General features: G+C 31.5%; 21 protein-coding genes. 13 read left to right on the forward strand and 8 right to left on the reverse strand.

Annotated elements, in window-relative coordinates:
- The first annotated feature begins 106 nt into the window (after positions 1 to 106).
- The 5 genes from CLORY_RS05860 to CLORY_RS05880 all read left to right on the forward strand — a co-directional run bounded on the left by CLORY_RS05860 (position 107) and on the right by CLORY_RS05880 (position 7186).
- Positions 107 to 1687: a response regulator transcription factor gene (locus CLORY_RS05860; RefSeq protein ID WP_079422583.1), complete on the forward strand. Its 1581-nt coding sequence runs from the start codon at positions 107 to 109 to the stop codon at positions 1685 to 1687.
- Positions 1684 to 3489, forward strand: a complete 1806-nt coding sequence (locus CLORY_RS05865) for a sensor histidine kinase (RefSeq protein WP_079422584.1) — start codon at positions 1684 to 1686, stop codon at positions 3487 to 3489. Before CLORY_RS05860 ends, CLORY_RS05865 begins: the two co-directional genes overlap by 4 nt.
- A gap of 224 nt (positions 3490 to 3713) precedes the next feature.
- Positions 3714 to 4637, forward strand: coding sequence for an ABC transporter permease (locus tag CLORY_RS05870; protein WP_242954352.1), 924 nt, complete (start codon positions 3714 to 3716; stop codon positions 4635 to 4637).
- Positions 4638 to 4660: 23 nt separating this feature from the next.
- Positions 4661 to 5608, forward strand: coding sequence for a carbohydrate ABC transporter permease (locus CLORY_RS05875; protein WP_079422585.1), 948 nt, complete (start codon positions 4661 to 4663; stop codon positions 5606 to 5608).
- Between the two features lie 78 nt (positions 5609 to 5686).
- Positions 5687 to 7186, forward strand: a complete 1500-nt coding sequence (locus tag CLORY_RS05880; RefSeq protein WP_079422586.1) for a DUF3502 domain-containing protein — start codon at positions 5687 to 5689, stop codon at positions 7184 to 7186.
- 129 nt (positions 7187 to 7315) lie between these two features.
- Here the strand turns inward: CLORY_RS05880 and CLORY_RS05885 are convergent, their stop codons facing one another.
- The gene (locus CLORY_RS05885; RefSeq protein ID WP_079422587.1) at positions 7316 to 8434 is read right to left on the reverse strand and encodes a glycosyltransferase family 4 protein; all 1119 of its coding nucleotides are present in this window, start codon (positions 8432 to 8434) and stop codon (positions 7316 to 7318) included.
- A gap of 120 nt (positions 8435 to 8554) precedes the next feature.
- On the opposite strand from CLORY_RS05885, the gene CLORY_RS05890 reads away from it, so the two are divergent.
- A complete protein-coding gene (locus CLORY_RS05890) occupies positions 8555 to 9559 on the forward strand; it encodes a CotS family spore coat protein (protein ID WP_079422588.1) in 1005 nt (334 codons plus the stop codon).
- Positions 9560 to 9651: 92 nt separating this feature from the next.
- On the opposite strand, the gene yabG (CLORY_RS05895) is transcribed toward CLORY_RS05890, so the two are convergent.
- From yabG (CLORY_RS05895) to istA, 4 genes are all read right to left on the reverse strand, one after another.
- Entirely contained in the window at positions 9652 to 10530 is an 879-nt protein-coding gene (gene yabG / locus CLORY_RS05895) for a sporulation peptidase YabG (RefSeq protein WP_079422589.1), read from the reverse strand.
- Between the two features lie 151 nt (positions 10531 to 10681).
- Entirely contained in the window at positions 10682 to 11425 is a 744-nt protein-coding gene (istB, locus tag CLORY_RS05900; RefSeq protein WP_079422590.1) for an IS21-like element helper ATPase IstB, read from the reverse strand.
- Positions 11413 to 11760, reverse strand: coding sequence for a hypothetical protein (locus CLORY_RS05905; protein ID WP_079422591.1), 348 nt, complete (start codon positions 11758 to 11760; stop codon positions 11413 to 11415). The genes istB and CLORY_RS05905 overlap by 13 nt, the downstream gene beginning before the upstream one ends.
- A gap of 6 nt (positions 11761 to 11766) precedes the next feature.
- A complete protein-coding gene (gene istA / locus CLORY_RS05910; protein WP_169911545.1) occupies positions 11767 to 12972 on the reverse strand; it encodes an IS21 family transposase in 1206 nt (401 codons plus the stop codon).
- 491 nt (positions 12973 to 13463) lie between these two features.
- Here istA and CLORY_RS05915 point away from each other — a divergent pair, with 491 nt between their 5' ends.
- On the forward strand, positions 13464 to 14069 hold the full coding sequence (locus tag CLORY_RS05915) for a hypothetical protein (RefSeq protein WP_079422592.1): 606 nt from the start codon (positions 13464 to 13466) through the stop codon (positions 14067 to 14069).
- A gap of 43 nt (positions 14070 to 14112) precedes the next feature.
- Here the strand turns inward: CLORY_RS05915 and CLORY_RS05920 are convergent, their stop codons facing one another.
- On the reverse strand, positions 14113 to 14595 hold the full coding sequence (locus tag CLORY_RS05920) for a hypothetical protein (protein ID WP_079422593.1): 483 nt from the start codon (positions 14593 to 14595) through the stop codon (positions 14113 to 14115).
- A 137-nt stretch (positions 14596 to 14732) separates the two neighbouring features.
- Here CLORY_RS05920 and CLORY_RS05925 point away from each other — a divergent pair, with 137 nt between their 5' ends.
- The 3 genes from CLORY_RS05925 (at position 14733) to CLORY_RS05940 (ending at position 16694) form a co-directional block, all read left to right on the forward strand.
- Positions 14733 to 15227, forward strand: coding sequence for a hypothetical protein (locus tag CLORY_RS05925; protein WP_079422594.1), 495 nt, complete (start codon positions 14733 to 14735; stop codon positions 15225 to 15227).
- A gap of 633 nt (positions 15228 to 15860) precedes the next feature.
- A complete protein-coding gene (locus CLORY_RS05935) occupies positions 15861 to 16136 on the forward strand; it encodes a hypothetical protein (protein ID WP_079422596.1) in 276 nt (91 codons plus the stop codon).
- 9 nt (positions 16137 to 16145) lie between these two features.
- The gene (locus CLORY_RS05940; RefSeq protein ID WP_139375972.1) at positions 16146 to 16694 is read left to right on the forward strand and encodes a polymorphic toxin type 44 domain-containing protein; all 549 of its coding nucleotides are present in this window, start codon (positions 16146 to 16148) and stop codon (positions 16692 to 16694) included.
- A 74-nt stretch (positions 16695 to 16768) separates the two neighbouring features.
- On the opposite strand, the gene CLORY_RS05945 is transcribed toward CLORY_RS05940, so the two are convergent.
- On the reverse strand, positions 16769 to 17119 hold the full coding sequence (locus CLORY_RS05945; protein ID WP_079422598.1) for a helix-turn-helix domain-containing protein: 351 nt from the start codon (positions 17117 to 17119) through the stop codon (positions 16769 to 16771).
- A gap of 26 nt (positions 17120 to 17145) precedes the next feature.
- On the reverse strand, positions 17146 to 17871 hold the full coding sequence (gene yabG, locus CLORY_RS05950; RefSeq protein ID WP_079422599.1) for a sporulation peptidase YabG: 726 nt from the start codon (positions 17869 to 17871) through the stop codon (positions 17146 to 17148).
- 417 nt (positions 17872 to 18288) lie between these two features.
- Here yabG (CLORY_RS05950) and CLORY_RS05955 point away from each other — a divergent pair, with 417 nt between their 5' ends.
- The 3 genes from CLORY_RS05955 to CLORY_RS05965 all read left to right on the forward strand — a co-directional run bounded on the left by CLORY_RS05955 (position 18289) and on the right by CLORY_RS05965 (position 21603).
- Positions 18289 to 18528, forward strand: a complete 240-nt coding sequence (locus tag CLORY_RS05955; protein ID WP_079422600.1) for a Veg family protein — start codon at positions 18289 to 18291, stop codon at positions 18526 to 18528.
- Between the two features lie 281 nt (positions 18529 to 18809).
- Positions 18810 to 20372, forward strand: a complete 1563-nt coding sequence (locus CLORY_RS05960) for a DUF3794 and LysM peptidoglycan-binding domain-containing protein (RefSeq protein WP_079422601.1) — start codon at positions 18810 to 18812, stop codon at positions 20370 to 20372.
- 403 nt (positions 20373 to 20775) lie between these two features.
- On the forward strand, positions 20776 to 21603 hold the full coding sequence (locus CLORY_RS05965; RefSeq protein ID WP_423236516.1) for a cyanophycinase: 828 nt from the start codon (positions 20776 to 20778) through the stop codon (positions 21601 to 21603).
- The last annotated feature ends 86 nt before the right edge of the window (positions 21604 to 21689 follow it).

The raw sequence follows: 21689 nt of genomic DNA on the forward strand, positions 1-21689 counted from the left end.
ATCATATTTTTTCTATTGAAGAATGTACAGCAATCTTGCAATCCTCAGTAGTTTAGTTCTGTTTTATCTAAAATTGTAACATCATTATTTTAAAGGAGATGTTATTGTGCTAAAAGCAATTATTATAGACGATGAAACAGTTACTCGCAAAGGACTCATAAAACACATTCCTTGGAGTAAACTGAATATAGAGCTGGCAGGAGAAGCTTCTGACGGTAAGGAAGGACTAGAGATTGTAAAAAGAGTAAAACCTAATATTGTTGTTTCTGATGTAAGGATGCCAGGTATGAATGGTATTGAAATGGCCAGGGAAATAAAGAAGACTCAACCGGATTGCAGAATAATATTTTTAAGTGCTTATGCAGATAAGGAATATTTAAAGGCTGCAATAGATATAAGTGCTGTAAGCTATGTGGAAAAACCGGTTAATCTAATAGAAATAAGTGAAGCCATAAAAAAGGCGTCTCAAATGTGCCTGGAAGATGAAAATAGGAAAGCCGATAAAGATAGCATTGATACAGTAATCTATGATAATATTCCATTCATTAAACAGAATCTGATAGAAAAACTGACATTATCATCCGAAATTTCTTCAGAAGAAGTTAACAGGAATCTAGATTACTTAAAAATACAATTTAACGATAAAGATAAATTTATTGTCATGGTTTTAGAGGTTAAAAACAGAACAGAGGATAATTTAGAAAAAGATGAATACGAAAAAATACTTAATACTGTAGAAAAGTATATTAAAGATATAAAAAATATCACGACCTATAAGGATAATAATATAGTATCTATAATCAATTATAGAGATGATAGCATCAAGAATTTATTATTAGGAATATGCGATTTTATTAATACTAAAGTAGATAAAAATTTAAAACTTTTCTGTGCTGTTGGGCAGAGTGAAATTGGACTCAAAAATATAAATAAATCTTTTACAGCTGCACAGAAGACACTTTCAAAAGTATTTTATTATGGATACGGAACTACCGTGTTTTATAAAGAGAATAGGAAAGATATTGAATTACCTTCAGATGAAGAAATACAAACAAGGATGTCTAAACATCTTTCTGAAGAAAATAAGGATGAAGCTGTTAAATTGATAAAGAAGACCTGTAGAGAACTTAAAAAATATGATATAGATGATGTAAATTATATAAAGTGTATCTTTTTTAGGTTATGTGTAAAAATTTTTAGGGAGGCCAACCGCAGAGGAATTTATGATTCAAAAACTAATTATGATGTAGACGAGCATATATGGGAAATAATGCTCAACCTTAATACTATAGATGAAATTGAAAGTTACATGCTGGAGAAAATCAATAAAAGCTTTGAAGAAATAGAGGAAATCAGATCAAGCAGCAGAACTATTTTTGAAATTAAAAAATTTATAGATAAAAACTATAAAGATGAAAACATATCTACTAAAACTTTAGCAGATGTTGTATACTTAACACCTTCATATCTTTCAGCACTGTTTAAAAAGGAAGTTGGAAAAACTATAAGTGATTATATTGTTGAAGTTAGAATAGAAAAATCCAAGGAGTATTTAAAGGACAACAGACTAAAACTTCTTGAAGTCGCACTAAACGTAGGATATAGCGATCCTAATTACTATACCAAGGTTTTTAAAAAAATAACAGGTATAACACCATCGCAATATAGAGAGAAGTATAAACAATGAAAAAATTTCATTTTAGAAATATATATGATAATTTTATACAAAGCAGCATAAGAACAAAACTTATGATTTCATACTTTGTTCTAATATTTGTACCGCTTATTATTCTAACTTTTGTAGCATACTCAAACATTTCCGTAGATTACGAAAAACAACTTAAATATTCTGCTAAACAATCTTTTGATCAAGCGAGAAGATTCATAGCCTATAAAACTCAATCTCTGATTGATGCATCAGATATCATATACTATGATTCGGATATACAGAGGATACTTTCAAGAAATAGGAACACTTATGAAAACGATATAATTCAACAAAATATCGATATGCGCTATCTGGAGAGTTTTCTCTATGGTTTTAAGAATTCGCAGGACATATACAGAGTATCAATATATGTTCCAAATTGGTTTATATATTCAAATCAAAACCTATATTTTGAAAACTATAACAGTTTAATAGGATCTGAAGTATATAAAAAGCTTATGAATTCCAATGAAAAAGTAACATGGACACCACCTGAGAAAATTAAGAGCAATTCAGATTATTCTCAAAGAGAAGAAGTTATATCTCTTTTACGAAAAATTAGGAATAGAGACAAAATAGGAGAATATATAGGGGTAGTCAAGATAAGCATCATGAAAAAAAACATAGATGACATAATAAATAAGGCTAATATTACTCGAAATGGTGTTGTATATATACAGGATTCAAATGGTAATATAATTTGCTGTTCGAATGTAGATATTTTAAACAAATATTCCTTAAGGGCAAATATTGAAAAAAAGTTAGCTAATAGAGAAGTTAACTGGGATAGCATTAAAATACATTCAAAAAGGTTTGCTGTGGACGCAAAGACAATAGATAATACAGATTGGACCATTGTTACAGCAATACCATATAGTGAAATACTTTCTGAGGGAAATAAGCTTGGGAAGCTCATGATATTTCTTGTGTTAATCATAGGAGGTATAGCATATTACATTTCCTATAAGATATCAGGCTTTACATTAAAGAGACTATCGCTGCTTACTAAAAGTATGAAGAAAATACAAAATGGTAATTTGGACGTTAAAATCAAATCAAGAAATCATGATGAGATTGGTGAACTTATGAATTCTTTTAATTATATGGTTAAAAGGGTAAATATGTTGGTGGAGGAACAATATAAAAATGGAAAGGAAATAAAGAACGCTGAACTTAAGGCGCTTCAGGCTCAAATCAATCCTCATTTCTTGTATAATACTCTAGACCTTATAAATTGGGAGGCGATTGATAATAACGTACCTAAAATTGCAGATATAGCTCAAAAACTTGCCAAATTTTATAAACTAAGTTTAAATAAAGGCCAGGACATTGTTACAATAGAAGACGAAATAAACCATGTAGCTACGTATGTACAGATACAAAATCTAAGGTTTGATAATAGAATCGATTTCTCTGTAGATATAGCAGAAGAATTATATGAATACAAGGTACTAAAGATAATTCTTCAGCCGATAGTTGAAAATTCCATCATACATGGGATTATGGAGGATAATAGAAAGGGGGCAGGGACTATACATCTTTCAGTGCGTAAAGATGAGAATAATATAGTATTTAGAATAAAAGATAACGGTATTGGTATGACTAAAGAAAAGATAGATAAGCTATTATCAGATAGCAATGAATATAAAGGAAGTGGATATGGGATTAAAAATATCAACAATAGAATAAAATTGTGTTATGGACAAGAATACGGATTACAATATGAAAGTACTTTAGGTGAAGGTGTTTTAGTTAGAATTACTATTCCAGCAATGAAATAATACGTATTATTATTGTAGGCTAGGAGCTGCATTTAAGCTCCTAGCTAATTTTTTGCACTTGGATATAATACGTATATTATTGATAAACATCATAAATTTTTACTGGTAATCGTAAAGTAGTCATATTGTTCATGACTACGTTTACATGTAAACTTAATACATAGAAAGCGATGTTACAATTTGTTTTAAGCAGTGCGCATCATTAGTTGAAGGGGGAGAACAATTTGAATAAAAAGGATGGTTTTTTACAGGAATTCAAAAGGAACAGAACTTTATTTTTTATGGCTTCACCAGCAGTATTACTAGTAATAATATTTGCGTATATACCAATGCTCGGAATTATTTTAGCATTTAAAAATTATAGGTTTGATTTGGGCATATTTGGAAGCAATTGGTCAGGTTTAGATAACTTCAAATTTTTCTTTAATTCAGGAACTGGATTTTTGGTAACGAAGAATACGATACTTTATAACTTATTTAATTTAATTACGTCTCAAGTTTTAGCTATGTTTGTTGCTATCGTTCTTAATGAAATGAGAAACAAATACTTTAAAAAGATTTCTCAATCAATAATATTTCTACCATATTTTATTTCATGGATAATCGTAGGAGCATTCGTATATAACATATTTAACTTTGAGACAGGGACTTTGAATACAATTCTTAAATCATTACATTTCAAGGCTGTAAACTTATATAATATGCCAGTTGCCTGGGTATTCATAATTGCATTCTTTAATTCTTGGAAGTGGGTAGGTTACAACTCGGTAATATATATTGCTGCGATAACCAGCATAGATGCAGAATGCTATGAAGCCGCTGACATAGACGGGGCTAATGTATTTCAGAAGATAAAGAATATAACTATTCCGTCAATAAAGCCTACTATAATAATTATTATTTTACTTAATGTCGGAAGAATACTTAGAGGAGACTTCCAAATGTTCTATCAGATAGTAGGAAATAATGGACAGTTATTTAATACTACAGATGTAATCGATACCTTCGTGTTTAGGTCACTTATCAATAGCGGTGATATAGGGATGACTGCAGCTGCAACATTTTATCAATCTTTCTTATGTTTTGTAATTATAATGGTTGTTAATGCTATTGTTAAGAAGATTGATAGCGATTATGCATTATTTTAAATTAAATTAAGGAGGCCGCTATCATGAATAAAGAGAATTCAGTATATGTGAATGGAGAGACGGGAATAATAGCCAATAAATCAAATAAAATAAGAACTTCAAAAGCAACAATAATATTTAATATAATAGGGTACTCATTTGTTAGCATTCTAGCAGTGATTTGTTTATTACCTTTTATAATGCTAATATCCGGTTCTTTTACTTCAGAACATGCCATATCAAGATATGGTTATGGTATATTACCTAAAGAGTTTACATTAAGTGCATATAAGATGATATTTAAGTATCCAATGGATATAATAAGAGCTTATCAAGTCACTGTATTTATCACAGTTGCTGGAACAGCATTAGGACTATTCATAATATCAATGACAGCATATATACTAAGCAGAAAAACTTTTAAGTATAGAAATAAATTATCGTTTTTCTTCTACTTTACAACTTTGTTTAATGGAGGACTTGTATCACTATATATATTTATGATTCGTTATCTTCACCTTAAGGATAACTATCTAGCACTTATACTCCCACTTCTTATAAATGTTTTTTATCTTCTAGTTATGAGAAGTTTCATGAGTGGAATTCCAGAATCTATTATAGAGTCTGCCAAAATTGATGGAGCAGGAGATTTTACAATATTCTTAAAGCTAATTTTACCTCTGTCAAAAGCTGGTCTTGCAACTATAGGACTATTTATAGCACTAGACTACTGGAATGACTGGTATAATGCAATGCTATATATGTCTGATTATAAGAAGTTTCCACTTCAGTACATGCTATATAATATGTTATCTTCAACAGAAGCTATGTCTAGGATATCTTCAGCTTCAAGCATATCTATGAGGGATTTGCCTAGTCAATCCTTAAAGCTAGCGATGGCAGTTATTGCAACAGGACCAATTATACTTGTATATCCATTTGTTCAGAAATATTTTGTTAAGGGTATAACAGTAGGAGCAGTAAAAGGATAATACCGTTAAAATCGGTTTATCATATACATTCAATCAAAGCAAATACCAAAAGTTTTACAAACTAAAGGGGGAAATTTTATGAAAAGATTATCAAAAGCTATGTGCATGGCTATCGCAGGAATTATTACATCTTCAGTAGCTTTCACAGGATGTTCTAGTAAGAATAAAGCTGAAGGTGCAAAAAAAGCAGATACCTCTAAAAAAGTTGAACTTTCTATGTATTTGATCGGCAGTCCTGCAAAGGATTACGATGAAGTGTTGTCAAAGTTTAACGAAAAGGCAAGGAAGGATTTAAATGCTACCGTAAAGGTCAATTGGATAAGTTTTGGAGACTTTGGAACAAAGTATCCACTGGTTTTATCATCAGGTGAACCTATCGATTTAATTTATACAGCAACATGGCTAAATTTCTATCAGCAGGCACAAAAAGGAGCGTTTAAACCATTAGAGGAAATTGGACCTAAATATGCTCCGAAGAGTTTTGCAGCTGAACCTAAACAAGCTTTGCAGCAGGCTACAGTAAATGGACATATATATGCACTTCCACGTAACTATACCGCTTATAACACCTATGGAATCATTGTTAGAGGGGACTTGATGAAAAAGTATGGCATTAAGCAAATCAGTACTCTCGATGATTATGGCAAATACCTTGATGCAGTAGTTAAAAATGACAAAAATATGGATCCAACAGGAATGTTTTCTACTCAGACACCTATAGATGGTCTATACTTCTTCAATAAAAACTTATATCCTCTTTCGGGAGATGTAGCTACACAAAGCCCATTCTGGGTAGATGCTACAGATAAAACAGGTAAAATTGTTAATATTGTAGATTCACCTGATATGCCAGCATTTCTTCAGAAGATGAAAGAATGGAGTGACAAAGGATATTGGACTAAATCAGTTTTATCTAATAAAGATGATAAGATGCTTCAGAATGGTAAAGCAGCTTCGTACATCCATAATATGGATACTTGGGTTACAAATTATATGCTTCATCCTGAATACGATTTACAATATGTTAACTTTGTAAAGCCAGTATATGCTCAACCATATATTCAAGACGCTATGGCTATACCTACAAGTGCTAAAAATCCTGAGAGAGCATTAATGCTTCTTGAAAAGTTAAGAACTGATCAAAGCTACTATAATCTTTTGACATATGGAATAAAAGGCAAGCACTACGATATAACAAAAGATAATCAGCTTAAACCGTTAGATCAAGAGGGATTCCAGCAGGAAGGGTATTGTTCTTGGGGATACAGAGATACAAACTTCAGAAAAGACCTTGTTGGTTCACCTAAAAACTTAAAAGACTTCAGACAAAATCTTAAAGATAATGCTGTAGACAATATTTACACAAGCTTTAACTTGAATACTGACCCCGTTAAAAATGAATATGCATCTGTTCTAAATGTAATGCAGCAGTACTATCTTCCATTGAAACTGGGATATGTTGATCCAGTTAAGGGACTAGCTACATTAAAAGAAAAATTAAAACAGGCAGGAGTAGAGAAAGTTCAGGCAGAATTCCAGAAACAACTTGACGAGTTTGTAAAGAACAATAATAAATAAATTACAATATAATTAATAATGTCCCAAAATTGTTCATAGCAGTTTTGGGACATTGTCACATATACAATCAAAATTCAGCATGGCTGAATTTTAACCATCACTTTTATCTTTACTCCTTTCTCTTACCTTTTAGTTCGTTATAGATTTATACGCTGATAAGGTTTGTACAGCCGTGTTATACCAGCTCAATTCTCCAGCTCTTTTAATGCCTCTAGAAATAAAATCTTTTCTTATGATTTCATCGTTTATCATTACATCCAATGCACTTGATAATTGATCTATATCACTAGGATTTATTAAAAAGGCATTGTCGCCGACTATTTCGGGAATAGATGTAGTGTTTGAAGTTACAACTGGAACACCACAAGACATAGCTTCAATTGGGGGAAGTCCGAAGCCTTCATAGAAGGAAGGATACACGAATAAGTCAGAAGCATTGTAAAGATACGGAAGATGCTCCATAGATATAAAACCTGGGAAAACAACTTTATCCTCTATGCCTAAGGCCTCAGCTTTCTCTTTATAAAGAGTATGGGAAATGCCTTTTTTTCCGGCAATAACAAGCTTAAATTCACTATTTTTTACCGAGAATTTACTGAAGGCTTCAATTAAACCAACGATATTCTTTCTAGGACTAAATCCACCAACATAAAGAATGAAAGGGTAGTCTATGCCGTAAAGATGTTTTATAATATCCCTGCTCTTATTCTTATCAATTGGTTTATATATGCTTTCTGCAGCTAAATAAGTTACGAAAATCTTATCTCGAGGAAAATTGAACTCTTCAATAATATCATTTTTCGAATACTCGGATACTGTAATTATTCCATCACACCGTTCTATTATATCAGGCATTTGTTCTAAAAATATTTTAAGGTAGCTTTTACCTACAGTATCAGGAAGCCTGTATGGAATAATATCGTGCAGTGTGATTATAAACGGGCATTCTTTACTATTTGGCATCCCTATACCATTTTGGGGTATATGATAAATTTCAACTTCATTATTTAAAAGTATGTTGGGAATATTAATAGAATCCCAAAAATTATCTGTATTATTCTCAGTAATATTTCTAACAGTAAAATGTTTACTAAAGTTTATATCTAGATCACTGTCTTCAGGTGCAAACAATAGGTAGTCATTGCAGTTGTCTATAGAGTTAATAGCACTTATAAGTTGATACGTGTAATTTCCTATGCCAGTACCTCTATACCATTTTGCAGCTCTTCCGTCTAATCCAATTCTCATAGTGACGAATTCCTTTCCAAGTAGTCATACTTCATTATATTTTGTTTATTAAAATATGTTATTAGTTTATGTATTAAATGAATCACCACCAACATATAAATTAAATGGGAGGTGATAAAGTTGATGAGAGAATTTGAACTCGAGAGACAATTTAATATAAAAATAGAAAGTATAAAAGCCAATAAAGGTGTTTATTTTGTAAAGACAGATAAAGGGATACGCTGCCTAAAAAAAATTAATTATGGAATCCAAAAATTATTATTTGTATACGGAGCAAAGGAACATCTTATTAATAATGGTTACGCTAATGTGGACAGATATTATCTTAATATCAATGAGCTTCCCTATGCGTTGGTAAATGAAGATATATATACTATGTCCAGATGGATAGAGGGAAGGGAATGTGATTTTAAAAATGAAGATGATGTAATAATAGCAGCAAAAAACCTGGCTCTTTTACACATGGCTTCAAGAGGTTATGAACCTCCTGAAAATAGTAAGTTAAAAACAGATTTGGGTAGATGGCCGCATTTAATGAATAAAAGAATAAAATCTTTTGATAGAATGAAGGATATGGCCCGCAAAAAAAATGTTAAATCTGAATTCGACTTAGAGTACATTAAACAGATGGAGTTTTATAAGGGGTTAGGTAAAAGGGCTATAGATATATTGGATACTTCAAGTTATATAAGATTGTGCGGAATAGCTGAGGAAGAAAAAAGTTTTTGCCATCACGATTATACTTATCATAATATTTTGGTTGATCCTAATAATGTGGTAAACGTTATTGATTTTGATTATAGTAAGAGAGAGATAAGAGTATTTGATGTTTCAAACTTTATGATAAAAGTTTTAAAAAGAAATAATTGGGATATTAATATATGTAATAAAATACTGGAAGCATACAATTCAATCTATGCATTAGAGGGAGAAGAATACAGAGTAATATTTGCATTTTTATTGTTTCCTCAAAGGTTTTGGAGATTATCCAATAGATATTATTATAATGAAGTTAACTGGGGACAGAATATATTTAGTAAAAAAATAGGTGAATTGGTTTTAGAGCAGCAGCAGTATTTAAACTTTATTGATGAATTTAAGCAAGTGTACGATCAAAAGGAATAATTAGCGTATGAAGTATTTTTAAAAGTCATGCAATAAGCCGTTGCATGACTTTTGCTATTGAGAGAGGATATTTTGTATATTATATGGTATTTTTATATAAACTGAGTTTTAGGATACCCTTCTCTGTATTTTCCGCGTGTTTGCAGACCTCCTATCCCCTTGGTTCCAGTTATAGTACTTTCTACTGCTTCTTGTACTGGCACTATCTTTTCTATGTTTGTATAGGCTATTTTTTCACAAATAAATACTGGATCGAGACAATGTATGAGCACACGGCTTGGTGAACTAGCGAAGTTTGCACCAGCATCTAATATTTTCTCATAGCAGGATTGGCATGCGCCGGCAAAAATAACGAGCTCATCGTAGCTGGCTTGAAAATTTCTGAGAGCTGCTACAGATTTTACAAAGTATTTAGAATTTCGATAATTCTCTAAATTGCCATAATCGCTGGCTTCCTTCAGTATACCATCGTGACCTGTAAGTACAATAATATCGGGCTTAACATCTTTTACAAGATCTACTACAATAAGAGGCTGACGACTTTCTTCTATCACTTTACCTACGGCATCAAGACCTAGTTGCTTGTATACTGTTAGACAAGCATCCAGATATTCTTCATCTCCGTCTATATGAAGTATTCTACCAGGCCTTCCGAAAGTTAATTCTTTTGTTTCAAAGTTGTTCTTATGATGTTTTGACGAACGATCTGAATCTCCTCTAAACATATCATTACGTGAAGCTAATATTTTTTTAATAGCTTTATCTATCTTTTTATTAAACACAATGTCTTTATTGGTATTACAATGATCGCTCACTATTTCTAAATCTTCTTCAGGAGCATCGGCAATAAGTCTTAGATTTAAACCCTTTATAATAAACTCATCTCCATTTTCCTTGGGTTTTACATCTATTATTTTAAATGCTATATCCATTCCATAAGATTTTCTTACTACGGTATCACCTATTTTCATAGTTAACCTCTTTCTACTAAAACTAATCATTATATATTACGCAGTTGTATTTTTTGTGTGATTAATTCTTAAATGCTAATAGGTGTAATTGACAAGTACTTTTGGAGAAATTTCGGCAAATAATTTTCCTGAATTTCTTCCAGTTACTTTTCTAAAATATAGACTCTCTATGTTCCAATCTAAAACTCTTGCCAGACGTATTGAAAAGTTCACATCTGTAGGCAATTCTATCAAGAATAGCTGTAGTCAATGCAGCATCTCCCATAAGTTCAGCCCATTCCTCAAAACCCTTATTAGAGGTGATTATAAGCGAAGCTTGTTCATGAAGAGCAGTTATTAACTGAAAGAACAAATTAGCTTCTTCGCGTGTTATAGGAAGGTATCCAAGTTCATCAATTATGACAAGGTTCGAGGACAATATTTTATTTACTTTTCCTTTGCTTATCCTTGATATCTCTTTTGTTTTAAGAAAATGCATAAGTTTATCCATACTTACGAAGCTCACTTTATAGCCATCTTCCACAGCCTTATAGCCTATAGAGATAGCAAGATGAGTCTTACCTACGCCTGGTGGACCAAGGAAAATAAGATTGTGCATTCTATCTATCCAATCCATCTCTAGAAGTCTGTTTACTTGTTTTTTAGTTATGGATTTTTGAAAGTTAAAATCAAAATTTTCAATCTTTTTGATGACAGGAAATCCAGCATCCTTTAATCTCTTTTCTTGGGCTCGCTTATCCTTTAATGATATTTCCCCTTTCAGTATCGATAGAAGCATATCCTGATAAGACATATCCTTTACTGCTGCAGTTTCTAATATTTTATCCACATTGGTTTTTAAGTAGTTTAATTTAAGCAGTTTAGAATACTCTCTAATCATTTCTAATTTTTCCATGTATCTTTATCTCCCTTCAATGCCTTACAATACTCTGATATATCTCGTATCTGAGGCTTTACATTACTATATTTTGAAGGAATATAGTCCTTTGTATCAGGAAATATTTTATCAACAATGGATAACTTTTTTTGAGAGAAGTATTCAAGTGCATCTTTCAAAATTCCAGCACTCCATAGTTTCATTTTCACGCAATAATCCACAGCTTCTAAGATAGTTTTATCATCAAGATTTTCTGCTATATTAATAATTACCCCAAATTGATCTTTGCAGTATCTTGATTTCTCAGTTCTTATTCTATCTAACAGTATTTTTGCATTCTCAGTTTCCTTCAATGACAGTCATGCTTTTTCATACATGTCATCTACTGTTTTATGTATTTCTCTCTCAGGGTGGATTATTTTCACTAAATCTCCTTTCTTGGTACTAATTCTGTGACTTATTATAATTTCATCAGTTTCAATATCAAGGATATCCACATGTGTATCATTTGTCTTGAGTTTAACCTCTTTACCAGGCTTGTACGTGCCTTTTGGCACTTGATATCTGACCTGTTTGTAAAAAACTGTATTGTCTTTTCTAACACTATAGGTTAAACTATTGTCAGATGAAATTTTTTCAAATGAATTAGATATCGGTGCTAAGTGTTCTTTTTCTAGGGGAAACACTTCTGCTGGTATCTTTTTTGTGGTTTCATGTATTTTTCCATTACCAGTCCTATCAAGCCATTTAAGGCAGTCTTCATTTAATGAAGATATATCTATGGTTCTATGATTCGCAAAGTTGTACTTAGCAAACTTTACTACAGCCTCAATTTTGCCTTTACTCTCAGGATCAAAAGCCCTGCAAAGTCTCACTTTATACTTCATAATATCAATATAGTTCTGAAATCCTTCTGTATATATTATGTCACCGTTATTTTCTGATACTGTTAGTATTCTATCTTGATCATACACTATTTTTACAGGCATCCCTCCAAAATAATCAAAGGCTTTATTATGGGCATCTATGAATGTAGCTGTTGTGAACGGTCTTTCAGACCACAACACATATTTATACCTAGAGTGTGCTAACACCATGGAAAAACAATATACTTTTGTTTTTCCACCATAATTATTTTTTAACCATATTTGTCCCATATCTACTTGAGCCTGATATCCCATCGGGAGTTCATCTACAGCCTCATACTGTCTTTCTGTTGCTACCTTAGGTATATTGAATTCTTTTCTTAGGTCACTAATATAGTGCCGTAATGATCTTTCTTTAAAGTTCAATTTTCCATAGCGCTCTCTCAGCCAATCATAAATCTGTGCAGCTGAAATATCTCTAAAGTCTCTAAGCCACTCAAGTATCTCATCTTTATACTCATCTATCTTTTTCCTTCTGCTCTTAGCCTCCTTTACTAACTGTGCATATCTATCTGGTGGCATGTCCCAATACTTATCAACAGTCTTATAATCTATGTTTAGCTCTCTTTTTATCTGTGACTTATTTAGTCCCAGTTTCTTAAGCCCTTTTATTTCTGCAAACATATTCCATCCTTTCATTTCTTCCATCTCCTTCAGTAGAATCTCTTACAATTCTACCAAAAGATCTTCTCTTATTGTACTTTACTGGAAAATATTCTCCCTTTTTGTTTGCCGAAATCTCTCCATTTTAGTTTACCATTTACATTAGTTTAACATATTAAGCCTATGTAAAACTAAAACAAAAAATTGTAGGCATATATAAGAAGAAAAAAATCATAGGCAGTTTAACACAATATTAAGATATGTTAAAGTCAATAGGAAATAAAATGGAAGTCATAATGGAGTAAGAAGAGCATGCTGATGGCAAGATGATGAATGTTATTAGCATTTATCATTAATTAGCAAGATATCGAGGTTTATTAATCAAAATCTCGATTTTATTGACGTTCTAGAAAAAAACATAGGTTCTTCCAGCGAAACACGCTCTTAGCGGGTGTTGGCGAGCCCAGAAATCTTCTAGATATAAATTCTTTTTAAATGGCGTTTCCATTTCCGAAGGGGGTGATATTTTGACAGAAGGGAATAAAAAAATTGAAAGTGTTGACAGCGTAGTTGTATCTAGTTCAGTTCTTGCAGATCTATTTGGATTAACTGATAGAAGAATCAGAACGCTTGCTGAAGAAGGAATCTTAAAAAAGATTTCAAGAGGCAGATACGATTTATTTTCAAGCATTAGGAATTATATTATATATCTGAAAACTCAAAGTGATCTGAAAGAGGACAAGACAGAAAAGAGCATTGACTATGATATGGAACATGCTTTATTAGAAAGGGCAAAGAGAGAAAAGGTTGAATTGGAGCTTACTGCTATGAAAGGAACGATGCATCTTTCAGAGGATGTTGAGAGAGTAATGAATGATATGTTGGCTAATTTCAGAGCTAAGTTACTTTCTTTACCTACCAAAATAGCACCTTTATTGGCTGGTAAAGAAGATATTTCAGAGATTCAGCAACTATTGCAGAATGATTTTTATGAAATACTTCATGAATTCTCGTTCTATAATCCAGAGGATTTCTACAGCGAGAAGTATATCAATATAGATGAGGTAACTAATGAAGCAAACATATATCAAGTGAAGGAAATTAACGCTATAAACGGAAATATGCAGCACTAAATTCCTTCACTTATATTTTAGTTTTGTTAGTAATTGATAATCATTAATTACATCCTAAATTTTTTAGATTTTTTTGATATTCTTCACAAAAATCTAAAAAATTTGATGGAAGAAATCCAGGGCTTGTTTCTTGTACTTGCTTTGTATATTCAACCAACTTGTTAGCATAATTAGTAAAGGAAAATGAGTGCTCTAAACAATTAGTTGATAGAGGAGTTTCTTCTCCGTGACATTCCATATAATAATTTAACGTACTTAAGGCTATTACCATCTGTGACTTTTCATTATCTGAATAGTCTTTGAGAGTGTAGTCTAAAGCATCTTTAGATTTTTTTGTATTAATCAAGTTTTCGTTTGTTTCGCTTATCTGGATAGAGTCAGTGTTAGTTTTAGAATTTTTAATAGTATCTGTATTATCTGTTGTACTTGCTTGTATTGAGGATTTATCATTAATGATAGTACTTTTTTTATTACAGATATAGTTATCTGCGTAATTTATTGTATTGTCTGAATAAATTTTGGACATTATAAATTACCTCCCATTTATGGTATAAAGTATATGCTTATTATATCGATATAACATGTATACAACTTTAGATAAAAAGTATATTGATGCATCTTTATAACTTTTTTATAAAATATTACATTATGGGAAGGAATTTTATGTTGAAAATTTTAAAATATGAAAATGTAAAAAGGTTTTTTGTTTTCCTACTATGTTTTTCATTTCTAGGATTAAGCAAAATATCAACAACAAAAGCAAATGCTATTGTGTCACAACCAGTAAAAATTATAACTGTTGGAAGTGCTGTTCTTGTTCATGATTATGGTAGTTCTGCGGATTGGTCAATAACCAATGCGCATATGGCCAATACCGGTGATACTTATGATTTAACCACAAATAATGTTTATATTAAGGATGCAACTAATGGAGCGTTTTACGAAGGTTATGCATGTGTAGATGGTGAATCTGTTGGCTATACTGGTCGTACAACAAGTAATGTATATCTTTATAGTTTTGCTACTTCAGGAACAATATGGACTAGAGGTTTTATAATAAGAAATTTAGCTTCAGGAACGCATACTATTCAGATTAAATACACTAGACTAGGAACTACAACTATGTATACGGACACCATATATGTTAATGTTCCATAACTAAGCCTTAATTTAAAATAAAAGAGGGGTTAGCTACATTGAAAAGTTTGTAGTTAACCTCTTTTTTGTTAGGAGATATTTGGATATTTTACATAAAAGATGATGTTGAAGAGAAAAAAGGTGATAAAGTTGAAACAGACACAGAAAATACATAGTAGGACTTTAAAACTTTTTAAAAATATCGTAAAAATATTAGCACCACCTCCATCTGTTAATGCTCTGTTTTCATTGGAAAGATGTCCTTTCAGCACAATAGCATCCTCGTAGGTATGTTGATTAATATCGTATAATGCATTCAAATGCAAAAGGTTGTAGGGTTTTTTTGTAATCTTCATATTGATAAAAGGAATCCAGATCGTTTCTGTTTGTTGGAATATGTATATCAGATCCATCAACAGCTAAAAGACGATAGCCCTTGAATAGATAATCAGTTGTTGTTTTATAAACGAAGTTATGAAATAGATTTTCAAATGCCATAGGCAACAGTTTTGCTCTTTGTTGAACAAATGCAGCCGACGTAACTGTGTCAATTGAATAGATATAGACAAATTTACAAAATAAAAATATTTTAATGTAAAATATTTAAGTAAAAAAATATATACCACGAGAAGGATAAATAGTAAAAATATAGAATTGTGTACAAAGAAAGGATGGCGTCTCTATGAAAATAAAAAATTTTTATCAACTATTTGTATTATGGTAGCGGCGTTAACATTAACATTAAATGTCAATGCTTATGCGTCAGTAGACAGTACTAATGAGGAGGACACGAGTCAGTTTACGGAAGAAGCTAAGAATGAATTGAAGATTATCAATAATTTTGTAGATAGTGGTGCTATAACCCTTGAAGATAGTTCTTATATTATTAATAACGACTCTTCTGAAATTGTAAATTTGCCACAGGATTAGTTAGACGAATTGCATAAGTATGTTAGTATTTTTGATGAACGTATTTCACTCGGTATATTCGAAATTGATTCCAATAATAATTTAGTCAAATCCTATAACTACACTGAGAAAGAACCGATTATACAATTAGATATAGTAACATTTAATTTAGATTCCGTTTTTACATCCAATGGAGATACAATGATTAAAACTAGATATGTATACACATTTACATACGGAGAAGGGTTAGGGATTTTAGAGTTAGGCGAGTTTTTTGCAAACAAAGTGAAAACAGGTGGGTCTTGGGATTATAAGCAACAGTTAGGTACTAAGAAATTGTACAGGGCAAGAGTAAATGGTGCTACAGTAGATATGGCTGGTGAGGATATCGGAAATGCTAATTATGGGTTTGCAGGTAGAAAAGGGTTTTCTGCAAAACTATTACGTACGGCAGCTGGAGCTTATCAAATATGCAGCAGAACATCAGAACTAGGCTGGTATAAGACTTATTTCGATGATCCTAACGATCAATATTGGATAAATAGAGGAATTAATTATTCAGAGGGCAAAGGATTCTAAAATGTATTAAATTTAATAAGTATGTATTATAGGAGCTTTAAAAAGCTCCTATTTCTTTTAATTTTAAAAACATTTCATAACCCAATTTTAATCTTTCCATTCATCAATCTAGCTACAGCAGAGTGAGAAACCCCTAGCATATCCATAAGATCTTCATAAGTATAATTATTTTTTTCTTTCCATGCCTTAATTTTTTCTTCTGGATTATCAAAATATATTTTATAATATATATGAAAGAATTCCAACGATACATTATAAAATTCACATAGTTTCTTTATGTTTTGAGGCTTTGGCATTATATTATGTAATTCCCATCCTTCAACAGTATCCCAGTGGAAGTTTAATTGCTCTGCAAACTCTTCACGCTCAAGATTATGCATATATCTTAGTTTAATCAGCTTTTCTGCTATAGTGCTTTCGGGCATATCCTTGTAGAGCTCTTTGCATAAGCTTAGTTTTGCACCTGAAAACAGTTTGGAAAAAATCGTACTTTGGTATAGTTTGCACCAGCATCTAATATTTTCTCATAGCAGGATTGGCATGCGCCGGCAAAAATAACGAGCTCATCGTAGCTGGCTTGAAAATTTCTGAGAGCTGCTACAGATTTTACAAAGTATTTAGAATTTCGATAATTCTCTAAATTGCCATAATCGCTGGCTTCCTTCAGTATACCATCGTGACCTGTAAGTACAATAATATCGGGCTTAACATCTTTTACAAGATCTACTACAATAAGAGGCTGACGACTTTCTTCTATCACTTTACCTACGGCATCAAGACCTAGTTGCTTGTATACTGTTAGACAAGCATCCAGATATTCTTCATCTCCGTCTATATGAAGTATTCTACCAGGCCTTCCGAAAGTTAATTCTTTTGTTTCAAAGTTGTTCTTATGATGTTTTGACGAACGATCTGAATCTCCTCTAAACATATCATTACGTGAAGCTAATATTTTTTTAATAGCTTTATCTATCTTTTTATTAAACACAATGTCTTTATTGGTATTACAATGATCGCTCACTATTTCTAAATCTTCTTCAGGAGCATCGGCAATAAGTCTTAGATTTAAACCCTTTATAATAAACTCATCTCCATTTTCCTTGGGTTTCACGTCTATTATTTTAAATGCTATATCCATTCCATAGGATTTTCTTACTACGGTATCACCTATTTTCATAGTTAACCTCTTTCTACTAAAACTAATCATTATATATTACGCAGTTGTATTTTTTGTGTGATTAATTCTTAAATGCTAATAGGACATAATCATAAAAGGATGCACCATTTTAAATATAAAAAGTTAATAACTTACATTAGTTTACTTGAGTAACTATAAAATTAGTGTTTAGATCCATAACTGTTTTTGAAAAATTCATCATTGAAATCAAAATAGCAAGTATTTGAAAGAATAACTACTTAATTTTGAATAAATACTGTATTATGTGGAGATAATAATAAAGTACATACTATTAAAATAAAATGTTTACAAAAAATTAACATTGACAAAAACGTTTCCAAAGTGATAAAATAATCTGTTAATTTGACATTTGACGTTTTCATTAGTATAATATAATTGTGGAAAGAGGGTGTTTATATGGAAAAGTATAATAAGCTGGCAGCCATTAAACAAGATATAGAAAGCCACGTTGGCGAAATGGTAACTTTAAAGGCGAATGGTGGCAGAAGAAAGATATTGGTCAATAAGGGTATAATAGAGAAAACCTATGCCAGTATTTTTGTTATAAGACTTGAAAGCGAGAATGACACCCGTAGGACGGTTACCTACAGTTATTCAGATGTATTAACTAAAACAGTTCAACTGGTTTATGCTTGATACATAACATAAGATGGATATTTTGCCTTTATATTTATATATAAGGGCTTATTTTTTTGCTTAGATTAGATAATAAAAAAGAAAGATGGTGGGTATCCATCTTTCAACTATGGTATAAAAGGGTATTGAGAATTTATGAGAGGTTATATGGTCAATAACCAATACTATCATACGTCAAAGTTTGCAGCATGTCAATATTAAATTTCCTCTCATAAAATAAAATATGGTGTAATAAATCCAAAATATTAGCTATATATATTAGTTATAGGAGGGATTTAATTATGTCAGTAATGGATTTAATAAAGGAAAATATAGAATACGAACAATTGCTCAGTGAAAATTTTTCAGATACAGTTGTAAAGGGGGAGTATCTTATACCTGATACTCATCCAGATGCTTATAAAATACTAATGGTAGATGTAAAACCAGAAATAACTTCTAAAGAAACGATGCAGGATAAAGTATATATAGAAGGACAAATTCAATACAACGTGATTTATCTAGCTAAGGAAGATGATGGCTATGGAGTATACAATGTAGTATATAATGATAAATTCTCTAATTATGTAGACATACCCGGTGCTGAATTTAAAATGTCCTGTCAGTGTGAGAGCTATATAGAACATATGGATTCTAACATAATTAATGAGAGAAAAGTCAGTATAAACGGAGTAATAAAGTTAAAATCTTCGGTATATAAAGACTATAACTTTCAAGTAATAAAATCCTTAGAGGAATACGATGATATTCAGACACTTAAATATCCTGCTGTAATTGACAAGGTAAGTGATGCCATTAATGGAGAGGTAGTTATTAAATCAGAACTTAGGATACCAGGTGATAAGCCTCAGATTGGAAATGTTCTAAAATGCGACCTAAACATACACAAAAAAGATGCTAAGATTATGCAGGGAAAGATATATGTATCAGCATATGCTTCAATAAGATTTTTGTATAGGGCAGCTGAGGGTAAGGAACTTGTATGTCTTGAGGATGATGTCTTTATAAATAGGGAACTTGATATGAATGAAGAGCATATGGATATGTATCTGTTTCCAGAGCTGACGATAGGACTCATTGACTATGATATAAAAGAAGATGAGAATGGAGAAAAGAGATCAGTAGACATTGAAGCTATTGGACAGGTATCTGTGAAACCTATGTATAAGGAAAATATTGATATGATAGATGATGTTTATTCACCGAGAACAATGATGGAAATGGTGAAGAAAAATTATCCCTTAAATATTATGCAGGGCGCTGGTGCTGAGGAAAGTATAGTAAAGGAGAATCTTGAGCTTACTGGGAAAGATAAACCTGTAAGTATTGTGATTGCCACTGGAAATGTATCTATAGCAGATAAAAAGATAGTTGAAGATAAGGTTGTCGTAGATGGTATTGTTAATGTTGACATACTGTATAGAACTGATAATGAAGAGATAAGTTTTGATAGAGTTACCGACGAACTGCCTTTTACATCTAGCATTCAGGTAGAAGGAGCTAAAATCGATATGCAGTGCATAGCAAAGTCAAATCTTGAGAGTATCGAGGCTTCTGTAGAAGGGAATACTATTGCTGTAAAAGCAGTTGTTTCTGTTAATGCAAAAGTAAATTATGTTCTTGAAAAAGAATTTTTAGTAGATATAATGGAATCAGACGAACCTATACCAGAAAAGAAGTCCAGTGTTACAATATATGTTGTTCAACGTGATGATTCTCTTTGGAAGATAGCTAAAAAATATTTTACAACTGTAGATGAGATAGCTAGGATAAATGATATTGAAAATGAAAATCTTATATATCCTGGAGATAAGCTTATTATTCCAGGGAGAGCGGTTATTTAGAAGAGAAAAGAGAAGAGAGTTAAGAGAAGGTAAGAATTCAGTAGAGTAGAATTCTTATCTTCTCTTTTTTTGCTCTTTAGGAAATTATAGGTTTTTGCATATAGGAAAGTCAAATTAGGAATTTGAAATTAGGAATGAGGAATAAAGGAAGAAATTCTGCTGTGCAGAATTTCTGAAAATTTAAACTTGATTATCGGCAGATAACTTTCTGAAAACTAAGATTATACCTAAAATCTCCAAAGGGTTATTAAAATAATTAGGATTATCTATATAATCAAAATTCAGCATAGCTGAATTTTAACCATAATTCATAATTCCTCATTCTTCATTCTTAATTTTTCAATGCTGCTTTTGTATAATACATAATTTATTTGGCAAAAATAAGTACAAATATGTAAAGGTGGTGAGTAGTTTGGAACATACATCGCTGATAATAATAGGAGGAGCAGAGGACAAGAAGAAAGACATGACTATTTTAAAAAAAGTATGCTCTGAAATAGATGCAGAAAAGGACGAAATGGTTATAGCCACTGTTGCCACCGAATTGCCAGAAAATGTAGGAAAACAATATGTAGATATATTTAAATCATTAGGAATAAAGAAAATATCAGTACTCAATATCAATTCCAGACAAGATGCATATAATCAGAATAATTTAAAAATGATTGAAAATGCATCATTGATTTTTTTTACGGGAGGAGATCAACTTAGAATAACAAGCAACATTGGTGGAACTCCACTTTATAACCGTTTTTTGGAGAAACACATAAATAAGTGCATTTTTGTTGGAACTTCAGCAGGGGCTTCAGTAATGAGTGACACGATGATAATTGAAGGTCCAGATGAGGAATCCCCGAGGAAGTGTACTTTGAAGATGGCTCCTGGGCTTGGACTTATTAAAGATGTACTTATAGATCAACATTTTGCTCAAAGAGGAAGGATAGGAAGGCTGCTTGTAGGTATAGCCGAAAATCCACAAAGCCTAGGTGTAGGGATAGATGAAGATACGGCCATAGTGGTGGATGAATCTAATAAATTCTCTGTGATAGGTTCTGGAGCAGTATATATAGTAGATGGAGGAGGAATTTCAAGAAGTAATGTTTCTGAGCAGCATCCAAGTGAAATATTATCAATATTTAATGTAAAAATGCATGTACTTAAGTCTGGAGATTATTATGATATAAACATGAGAATGCCATTTGAAAATGAAGCAGATTCGAATAATAGTTAGTTATTATGATGATGAGATATCATCATTCATATGATTAAAACTCATTTATAAATACTAAAGAGTGTTCAAATTGTTAGGAGGAAAAA

The organism is Clostridium oryzae (assembly GCF_002029235.1).
Lineage (GTDB): Bacteria > Bacillota > Clostridia > Clostridiales > Clostridiaceae > Clostridium_AE > Clostridium_AE oryzae.

Coding starts and splice junctions, on each gene's coding strand:
- CLORY_RS05885 (WP_079422587.1), bottom strand. CDS start 8,434: ATGAGAATTGGATTAGACGGAAGAGCTGCAAAATGGTATAGAGGTACT.
- CLORY_RS05920 (WP_079422593.1), bottom strand. CDS start 14,595: ATGTCCAAAATTTATTCAGACAATACAATAAATTACGCAGATAACTAT.
- CLORY_RS05880 (WP_079422586.1), top strand. CDS start 5,687: ATGAAAAGATTATCAAAAGCTATGTGCATGGCTATCGCAGGAATTATT.
- CLORY_RS05945 (WP_079422598.1), bottom strand. CDS start 17,119: ATGCCCGAAAGCACTATAGCAGAAAAGCTGATTAAACTAAGATATATG.
- CLORY_RS05875 (WP_079422585.1), top strand. CDS start 4,661: ATGAATAAAGAGAATTCAGTATATGTGAATGGAGAGACGGGAATAATA.
- istA (WP_169911545.1), bottom strand. CDS start 12,972: ATGAAAGGATGGAATATGTTTGCAGAAATAAAAGGGCTTAAGAAACTG.
- yabG (WP_079422599.1), bottom strand. CDS start 17,871: ATGAAAATAGGTGATACCGTAGTAAGAAAATCCTATGGAATGGATATA.
- istB (WP_079422590.1), bottom strand. CDS start 11,425: ATGGAAAAATTAGAAATGATTAGAGAGTATTCTAAACTGCTTAAATTA.
- CLORY_RS05960 (WP_079422601.1), top strand. CDS start 18,810: ATGTCAGTAATGGATTTAATAAAGGAAAATATAGAATACGAACAATTG.
- CLORY_RS05925 (WP_079422594.1), top strand. CDS start 14,733: ATGTTGAAAATTTTAAAATATGAAAATGTAAAAAGGTTTTTTGTTTTC.
- yabG (WP_079422589.1), bottom strand. CDS start 10,530: ATGAAAATAGGTGATACCGTAGTAAGAAAATCTTATGGAATGGATATA.
- CLORY_RS05955 (WP_079422600.1), top strand. CDS start 18,289: ATGGAAAAGTATAATAAGCTGGCAGCCATTAAACAAGATATAGAAAGC.
- CLORY_RS05865 (WP_079422584.1), top strand. CDS start 1,684: ATGAAAAAATTTCATTTTAGAAATATATATGATAATTTTATACAAAGC.